The sequence below is a fragment of the Camelimonas sp. FR25 genome (assembly GCF_059740505.1).
Genome location: NZ_JCAWFG010000007.1, coordinates 1 through 376 on the forward strand (window position 1 = coordinate 1; position 376 = coordinate 376).

Here is a 376-nt window from a genome sequence, read left to right on the forward strand (position 1 = left end):
AAGCAGTTCCGGCGACCAATGCATTTGGTCACAAGCTGCCACCCGGACGAGGTCTGGGTGACGCTGAACATGCTCAGACGCATTGCCTACGGCGCCCGTCATGAAGGCAGCATGCACCTCGAGCAGGGCTGGGAAAACTGGTTTCCCATGAAGCTGGCGAGCGACACCATGACCCGCGATCATGATGCCGTGCACCGGGGGTCTCACGAGCTGCAGGTCTCCCTCCCGGACCACATCCCGGACGAAGAGTTCGACAGGGCATTCTTCCTGCAGATGAGATCGCATGCGGTCGACCTGTGGTCCGCCACGACGGCCGGAGGAAATCACTGCAGGCAACTGGACCTCGAGCCTGCTCGCCTGCGCCGCATGGCAGGGC

At 62.8% G+C, this 376-nt stretch carries 1 protein-coding gene; it reads left to right on the plus strand.

Annotated elements, in window-relative coordinates:
• Positions 1–57: 57 nt before the first annotated feature.
• Positions 58–376, plus strand: a 319-nt coding sequence (locus tag AC6A67_RS00420; RefSeq protein ID WP_498034543.1) for a hypothetical protein, incomplete at its 3' end; no start/stop codon positions are given.